5 protein-coding genes and 1 pseudogene are annotated in these 8,240 nt (G+C 58.8%); all 6 read right to left on the bottom strand.

Features of this window, described 5'->3' with window-relative positions; translation table 11 throughout:
• Positions 1-121: 121 nt before the first annotated feature.
• Complete coding sequence (purD, locus tag FC49_RS04295; RefSeq protein WP_003715023.1) at positions 122-1,378, bottom strand: phosphoribosylamine--glycine ligase; 1,257 nt, start codon at positions 1,376-1,378, stop codon at positions 122-124.
• 21 nt (positions 1,379-1,399) lie between these two features.
• Positions 1,400-2,938 (bottom strand): bifunctional phosphoribosylaminoimidazolecarboxamide formyltransferase/IMP cyclohydrolase, encoded by a 1,539-nt coding sequence (purH, locus tag FC49_RS04290; protein ID WP_056984380.1) that lies wholly within the window; start codon positions 2,936-2,938, stop codon positions 1,400-1,402.
• Positions 2,939-2,940: 2 nt separating this feature from the next.
• Positions 2,941-3,522: a phosphoribosylglycinamide formyltransferase gene (purN, locus tag FC49_RS04285; RefSeq protein ID WP_003715027.1), complete on the bottom strand. Its 582-nt coding sequence runs from the start codon at positions 3,520-3,522 to the stop codon at positions 2,941-2,943.
• A 10-nt stretch (positions 3,523-3,532) separates the two neighbouring features.
• A complete protein-coding gene (gene purM, locus FC49_RS04280; protein WP_056984379.1) occupies positions 3,533-4,570 on the bottom strand; it encodes a phosphoribosylformylglycinamidine cyclo-ligase in 1,038 nt (345 codons plus the stop codon).
• The gene (gene purF / locus FC49_RS04275) at positions 4,567-6,033 is read right to left on the bottom strand and encodes an amidophosphoribosyltransferase (protein ID WP_003712898.1); all 1,467 of its coding nucleotides are present in this window, start codon (positions 6,031-6,033) and stop codon (positions 4,567-4,569) included. The genes purM and purF overlap by 4 nt, the downstream gene beginning before the upstream one ends.
• Positions 6,009-8,237: pseudogene (gene purL, locus FC49_RS04270) on the bottom strand (phosphoribosylformylglycinamidine synthase subunit PurL). The gene purF and the pseudogene purL overlap by 25 nt, the downstream one beginning before the upstream one ends.
• Positions 8,238-8,240 lie beyond the last annotated feature (3 nt).

Below are 8,240 nucleotides of genomic sequence, written 5' to 3'. Positions count from 1 at the left end.
ACCTGTATACTTGACTGGACATAGTGCCTTAGCCAAACTCTGGAGTTTTTTTATTATGGAACTCAAAAAGCGGCCAATCGCTACTCTCGTGCAGCGTTCGGACGCTTTTGCAAGTTATAAGCTATAATCCCGCCTTCGCACCAATGTCGGTCCGGTAGAAGCACTCCGGCTCATCCAGTGCCGCCAGGTAGTCGTAGACGCGGTCATGGGCAGCCGCGAGGGAATCAGCTTGGGCCAGCACCATCAGCAGGCGGCCACCAGCACCCCGCAAATCGGCAAGACTTCCCGCCACGTTGGCGTAGTCGATCTCAACCCCGGCCGCGGTCGGGAACTTGCCAAGGGCTTGGCCGTGGACCGGCTTTTGCGGGTAGCCCTGCGACGCCAGAACCACCCCGAAACTGGCCCGCGGATCCTCGACCACCTCTGGCAATGGTTGATCGTTTAACGCCCGGTCAACCAGCTCAAAGAGGTCGGTCTGCAGCCGGGGCAGGATCACCTGGGTCTCGGGATCGCCTAGGCGGACGTTATATTCGATCACCTTCGGACCAGTAGCCGTCATAATCAGGCCGATGTAGAGAATGCCGTGGTAGTGGTAGCCACCAGCCACCAGACCGTTAACCGTGGGCACGACTACCTGGTCAACCATCGCCTGGCGGTCCGCAGCACTCAGCTGGGGCAGCGGACTGTACGCGCCCATGCCGCCGGTATTCGGTCCCTTATCACTATCGTAGGCCCGCTTGTGGTCCTGGGCCATCGGCAGGATCCGGTAGTGACCATTGCTCAGCAGGACAAACATCGAGTATTCCGGGCCGACCAGGCATTCTTCCAGCACCAGCCGGGCTTGACCGCTGGCAAACATCTCCTTGACCGTCTGAACGGCCGTAGCGTGGTCCTGGGCGATCACAACTCCCTTACCACCTGCCAGACCGTTTTCCTTGATTACCAACGGAAAGCCAAACTGGTCGATTTCCGCGAGGGCCGCGGTCTGGTCCCGGTAGGAGGCATGGCGGGCAGTCGGCACCCCGTAGTTGTTCATGAAGTTGAGCGCGTAATCCTTGGAACCCTCGAGCTGGGCGGCCCGGGCGTTGGGGCCAAATGCCTTTAAGCCGGCCGCCGCGAAGTCGTCCACGATCCCGTCGACCAGGCAGTCTTCAGGGCCAACGAAGGTCCAGGCCACCGCGTGCTCCTTGGCAAACTTGATCAGCCCCGCAAAGTCGGTTTCCGCAATCGCCACCGGTTGGACGCCGACGGTCGGCATCCCCACGTTGCCGGGCGCGCAGTACACCTGCTTGACGTGGGGACTCTCCTGGAGTTTCTTGGCAATCGCAAACTCCCGACCACCTTCACCAACTACTAACACGTTTACTTGTCCTGCCATCTGCTTCTCCTCACAATCTTTCTAGTGGCGGAAGTGGCGAACCCCCGTCGTGACCATTGCAATCCCGTACTTGTTTGCCATCTCAATCGACTCCTGGTCGCGAATCGAGCCGCCCGGTTGGACCACGGCCTTGATCCCGTGCTGGCCGGCGTACTCAACACAGTCGCCAAACGGGAAGAAGGCGTCACTCGCCATCACCGCCCGGTCGTCAATCGCGTCACCGGCGTGTTGAACGGCAATCTTGAGTGAGTCAATCCGGTTAGGCTGACCTTCGCCGACGCCCAGCGTCCGTTCGTCATTTGCTACCACGATGGCGTTCGACTTGGCGTGCTTAACGGCCTTCCAGGCAAAGGCCAGTGACCGGAGCTGGGCTTCCGTCGGTTGGGTCTCCGTGACGCACTTCCAGTCGTGGTAGTCTTCATCTAGGACGTCCTGTTCCTGCATCAGCATCCCGCCCATGACGGAAACAACTTCGTGGCGGATGTCCTCGTCCTTCTTGCTAAAGTCGACGGTCAGCAGGCGCAGGTTCTTTTTCTTTGCCAGTACGGCATAGGCATCGTCGTCAAAGCCCGGTGCAATGATAATTTCCAGGAAGAGCTTGTGCATCTTCTCGGCCGTTGCCAGGTCTACTTGACGGTTCAGGGCAATTACCCCACCGAAGATTGATACCGGGTCCGCTTCATAGGCCCGGTCCCAAGCCTGTTCCAGGTTTTCACCCCGACCAATCCCACACGGGTTCATGTGCTTCATCGCTACGACAGTTGGTTCGTCAAATTCGCGGATACACCGCAGGGCCTCGTCAGCGTCCTTAATGTTGTTGTAGGACAGCTTCTTCCCGTGGAGCTGGTTAGCCGAAAGAACTGAGAAACTCTTTGGCAGGGCGTCCTCGTAGAGCCAGGCCTTCTGGTGGCTGTTTTCCCCGTAGCGCATCGTTTCTTTGAGGTCCCAGGTCAACGTCAGCTGCTCTGGGTCTTCCAGCCCGTCCTGCTTGGTCAGGTATTGAGAAATCAGGGCATCATAAGCGGCGGTGTGGCGGAAGGCCTTGGCGGCGAGCTTGGTCCGGGTAGCGAGGTTGGTATCACCGTCCGCCTCGATTTCCGCCAGCACCTGGTCATAGTCGGCCCGGTCAACGACGATGGTCACGTCCCGGTAGTTTTTCGCCGCGGACCGAACCATGCTTGGGCCACCAATGTCGATGTTTTCAATTGCGTCGGCGAGCTTGACGTCCGGCTGTTCAATCGTTTCCTTAAATGGGTATAGGTTGACGCAAACCAGGTCGATTGGCGTGATGTTGAGCTTCTCCAGCGTTGCCATGTGTTCTGGCAGTTCCCGCCGTGCTAACAGGCCACCGTGAACATAGGGGTTGAGGGTCTTGACCCGCCCATCCAGGATTTCAGGGAAGTGGGTAACGTCCTCGATACTAATGGTCGAAATGCCCGCTTCGTCCAAGACCCGCTTGGTACCCCCGGTAGAAACAATTTCGTAGCCGTTGTCGACCAGCCCCTGAACAAAGGGAACCAGGTTTGCCTTATCAGATACGCTTACCAATGCTCGTTTCATTCTTAATACTCCTTTTCTCCTGCTGCCAACAGTGCTTCTCGTAGTGCTAATGGGTATAACTGGTGTTCTGTCGCGTGAACCCGCTCTTCCAAGCTCGCCACCGTGTCGTCTGGCAAAATCGGCACGTGGCACTGGGCAATCACCGGCCCGGCGTCCAAGTCGGCGTCGATGTAGTGGACCGTTACCCCGGTCTGGGTCCGGCCATCGTTAAAGGCCCGTTCGATGGAATGGAGGCCCGGGTACTCCGGCAGCCAGGCCGGGTGCAGGTTGACAATCCGGTGGTCATATTCATCGAGGATCGTCGGGCCAACCACCCGCAGGTAGCCGGCCAGGACGATGAAGTCGATCCGGTACTGCTTCAGGACGGCCAGCACCCGCTGCTCATAGGCCAGCTTGCCGCCGCTTTCCTTGACCGTAAAACTTTCGGCGGGGACACCGAGCCGCGCTGCCCGTCCCATCACCGGTGCGTCCGGGTGGTTGCAAAACAGCAGGGCTAGTTCCCCTGGCAGGTTGCCGGCCTGAAAGTGCTGGGCTAGTTCTTCAAAATTCGTTCCGTTGCCGGAAGCAAAAATCGCTACTCTCATGCTGCACGCCTCACTTAATTTCAATCTTTGCTGCCCCAGCCGGCCGCTCTTGCAGACGGCCAACCTGGTAGCTTTCTTGTCCCGCATCGGTCAGGGCCGCCTGCACCGCCGCCAGCTTTTCCGGCTGGACAGCCAGGACCAGGCCAAGCCCCATATTAAAGGTCTGCCAGCAATCTGCTAGCGGGAGGCCCCCGAGTTTTTGCAGGTAGGTGAAAATCGGTGGTACCGGCCAGCTACCCGCGTTGACAACGGCCTGCAAGTGGTCGCCGAACATCCGCGGCAGGTTCTCAATGAGGCCCCCGCCGGTGATGTGGGCAATCCCGTTAACCAGCCCCTGGCGGACCAGCGGCAGGACCGGCCGAACATAGATTTTCGTCGGCGTCAGGAGGGCTTCACCGATCGTCTGCCCCGCTAATTCAGCCGGGCGCGCGTCCAAGGCCAGCTGGTGGTCCTTGAAGAGGATTTGCCGGACAAGGGAAAAGCCGTTGGAGTGGAGGCCGCTAGACGGGAGGCCAAGCAGGACGTCCCCGGCTGCCGGGCGGTCTGCCGTCAGCATTTCACCTTTTTCGGCCACGCCCGTCACGGTTCCCGCCAGGTCATATTCGTCCCGGGCATACATATCCGGCATTTCCGCCGTTTCGCCACCAATCAAAGCGGTGCCGGCGTCCCGGCAACCCTGGGCAACCCCAGTGACGATTGCCGCCATCTTGGCCGGGTCATTGTGGCCGGTGGCGATGTAGTCAAGAAAGTAGAGCGGTTCGGCGCCCTGGGCCAGCACGTCATTGACGCACATGGCAACCACGTCGATGCCGATCGTGTCGTGCTTGTTAAGGCGTTGGGCAATCATTAATTTAGTACCAACACCATCAGTTCCCGAAACCAGGATCGGGTGTTTCACGTGTAACTCACCGAGGTCGAACAAGCCGCCAAAGCTGCCGATGCCACCAACCACGCCCGGCCGGTTCGTAGACTTCACTGCATTCTTGATCCGGTCTACTAATTCGTAACCGGCATTGACGTCAACGCCAGCTTCTTGATAACGGTTCATTGCCGCGCACGCTCCTTTCGTTCACGCTGCTCCTGTGCATTCAGCGATTTAAGGTAACCCGCCTCGTAATCGTACAGCGGCGTCGGGTAGTCGCCATTAAAGTAGGCCACTGTCAGGCCGCCATACGGTGCATCCCCGGCGTCAGGAACGTTGATGGCCTTGATTAAGCTCTCAACGCTCAAGAAGCTGAGCGAATCCGCCCCCATCTGCCGCCGCATCTCTTCGACTGAGTAGTGGGCCGCAAACAGTTCCGACCGGGTGGAAATATCGATCCCGTAGAAGCAGGGAAATTTGAACGGCGGTGACGCAATCAGCATGTGTACTTCCTTCGCCCCGGCGTCCCGTAACATCTTGATAATCTGCTTGGAGGTCGTCCCCCGGACAATCGAGTCGTCGACCACGATGACCCGCTTGCCATTGACCACCCCGCGAACAGCAGACAGTTTCAGGTGAACGCCCCGTTCCCGTAACGCCTGGGTCGGCTGGATAAAGGTCCGAGCAACGTACTGGCTCTTGATCAGGCCCATCTCATAGGGAAGACCGCTGGCTTCGGCATAACCTGAGGCCGCCGAAAGGGAGGAATTCGGTACCCCGATGACGATGTCCGCGTCAACTGGATGTTCCTGGGCCAAACGCCGGCCCATCTCCTTGCGGGCGTTGTGAACCGTCACCCCGTGGATGATGGAATCCGGCCGGGCAAAGTAGATGTACTCCATCGAGCAGATTGCCAGCTTGGTATCCGTCGTGTAGTGGTCGATGTGGAGGCCGTCGCGATCAATGATAATCAGCTCACCCGGCTGGACGTCGCGGACGAACTTGGCGTTAATAATGTCCAGGGCGCAGGTCTCACTGGCCACCACATAGGCGCCGTTAGCCAGCTGACCAATGCAGAGGGGCCGAATACCGTTCGGATCGAGGGCCGCAATCAGGCGATCCCGCTGCAAGAGCAAGTAGGCAAAGCCGCCGTGGACCTGGTTGAGGCTCTTCTTCAGGGCCGGGATAAAGCCCTCCTTGATGTGTTGGCGAATCAGGTGAATCAAGATTTCCGTATCGGAGTCGGACTGAAAGACCGCCCCCTCGTCTTCCAATTGGCGCCGCAGGGTGACCGCGTTGGTCAAGTTGCCGTTGTGGGCCAGGGCGACGTCACCATCGTGGAAACGAAAGAGGAATGGCTGGACGTTGGCAATCGAGTTATGACCGCTGGTCCCGTAGCGAACGTGGCCGATTGCCGCGTCGCCCACCAGGCGTTTCAACTCTGCCGGGTCTGCGAAGACCTTCGCCAGCAGTCCCCTGTCACGGTGCTGGTACAGCTGCTTGCCATCGCTAGAAACAATTCCGGCACCCTCCTGTCCCCGGTGTTGCAGGGTATGGAGACCGTAGTAGGTCAGTTGGCTAGCGTCGGGCGCCCCGAAGACGCCGAAGACGCCACACTCTTCATTTAATCCTTTGATTTCAGCTGGCAAGGCAGTGCCTCCTCCCATAGTTTTTGCAGTTCAGCCACGCTCTGGTTTACCTCCGCGTCTGCTAGCCGGGCTTGCAGCCAGTGGCTATTAGTAACGGTCCCAACCATTGTGGCATCCCCGCCCATAGCACTTTCAAAGTCCGCGGCGGCTTCCGCTGGTACAGTCACAACTAGCCGGCCCGGAGTTTCGCTAAAGAACTGGTCCGCGGTCAAATGACGCAGGTCGAGGTCCATCCCCAGGTCCGTCTTAAAGAGGGTTTCGCTCAAGGCCACCCCGAGGCCGCCCTCGCTGAGGTCATGGGCGCTGGCAACCTTACCAGCCTGCATTAGCTTGAGCAGGCGGTGCAGGTAGTCACGGACGGTTTCCAGCTCGAAATCAGCTAACGTCCCGCTGATATCCCCCTGAAGCATTTTTTGCAGTTCGGAACCCGCGTAGTCGTCGCCGGTCTGCCCTACCAGGTAAACATGGTCGCCAGGATGCTGGGCAAAGGACGGAATAACGTGGTCGAGGTTTTTGACCAGGCCGACCATCCCCACCATCGGGGTCGGGTGGATAGCCTGACCATTATTTTCGTTGTACAGGGAAACATTCCCGGAGATGACCGGGGTATCAAAGACCCGGCAGGCATTTGCCATCCCCTGGACGGACTGGTGCAGCTCCCAGAAAATTTCCGGGTCGTTCGGGTCACCGTAGTTAAGACAGTCAGTAATCGCCAATGGTTCGGCCCCGCTGGCGATGATGTTGCAGACCGCTTCAACTAGGGCAATCTGACCACCAACCTTCGGGCTCAGGTAGACGAAGCGGCCGTTGCCGTCGGTGGTCATTGCCAGGCCCTTGTGCGTTCCCCGCACCCGGATTACCCCAGCATCACTGCCGGGACCGACAACGGTGTTCGTCCGAACCTGGGAGTCGTACTGCTGGTAAAGGCTGCTCTTGTCGGCAACCGTACTTTGCTGGAGCAGGGAGCGGAGGGTTGCTTCCACGTCCGTAATGCGGGGCTGCCAAGCGGGTGCCTGTTCAGCCGCAACGATCCGTGCGGGCTTCTTTTCCTCACTGTGTTCTTCCAACACGTCGTCGGTCAGGCTGCTGACCGGAATGTCACAGACCACCTCGCCGTCATGGTGGAGGACGTACTGGTGACCAGCCGTGATCCGGCCGATGGTGACCGCCTCGAGGTCGTAAAAGTCAAAGACCTTCTTGACGTCTTCCTCGTGGCCCTTGTTAACACAGAGCAGCATCCGTTCCTGGGACTCACTGAGCATGATTTCGTAAGCCGACATCCCGCTTTCACGCTGGGGTACCAGGTCAAGGTCTAGTTCCATCCCGCTGTTCCCCTCGGAAGCCATTTCGGCACTGGAGGAAACGATTCCGGCGGCACCCATATCTTGGATGCCGACCAGCCAGTCGGGGTACTTCGTGATTACCTCCAGGCAGGCCTCCAACAGGAGTTTTTCCATAAAGGGATCCCCGACCTGGACAGCGGAACGCTGGGTCGCGTTTTCGTCGCTAAAGTCCGCGGAGGCAAAGGTCGCACCATGGATTCCATCCCGGCCGGTCTTGGCACCGACGTACATGACCGCGTTGCCGATTCCGGCCGCCTTCCCCTTTTGCAGGTCTTTCTGGTCCATCAGGCCAACACTCATGGCGTTGCAGAGGACGTTGCCCTGGTAGCAAGGATCAAAGGTCGTTTCCCCAGCGACCGTCGGAATCCCCATACAGTTTCCGTAGTCACCGATTCCGCGGACGGTTCCGGTAACCCGCATCTTCGTCTACGCGTCAGTCAGTTCGCCAAAGTGAAGGGAATCAAGCGATGCTACCGGACGGGCACCCATGCTAAAGATGTCCCGCAGGATACCGCCGATTCCAGTTGCGGCCCCCTGGTAGGGTTCCACGGTCGTCGGGTGGTTATGGCTTTCGGCCTTAAAGACAACCGCCTGCCCATCATCAATGTCCACGACCCCGGCGCCTTCACCAGGTCCCTGGAGCACCCGGGCGTTTGTGTTGGGGAAGAGCCGGAGGACCGGCTTGGACTTCTTGTAAGAACAGTGTTCGCTCCACATTGCGGAGAAGAGGCCGGTTTCCGTGTAGTTTGGCAACCGCCCCAGGAGCTGTTCACTGATGTAGTTGTATTCCGCTTCGCTCAGGCTCCAGTCCAGGTAAGGCTTTTGGGCTTTGATTTCTTCCGGTGACATTGCTTGCTTCATCGT

Origin of the sequence: Limosilactobacillus oris DSM 4864 (assembly GCF_001434465.1) — a bacterium.
GTDB lineage: Bacteria > Bacillota > Bacilli > Lactobacillales > Lactobacillaceae > Limosilactobacillus > Limosilactobacillus oris.
Note: the sequence above shows the minus strand (reverse complement) of the source record. Positions and strands in the feature narration are given on the sequence as shown.

Coding starts and splice junctions, on each gene's coding strand:
- purH (WP_056984380.1), bottom strand. CDS start 2,938: ATGAAACGAGCATTGGTAAGCGTATCTGATAAGGCAAACCTGGTTCCC.
- purN (WP_003715027.1), bottom strand. CDS start 3,522: ATGAGAGTAGCGATTTTTGCTTCCGGCAACGGAACGAATTTTGAAGAA.
- purD (WP_003715023.1), bottom strand. CDS start 1,378: ATGGCAGGACAAGTAAACGTGTTAGTAGTTGGTGAAGGTGGTCGGGAG.
- purM (WP_056984379.1), bottom strand. CDS start 4,570: ATGAACCGTTATCAAGAAGCTGGCGTTGACGTCAATGCCGGTTACGAA.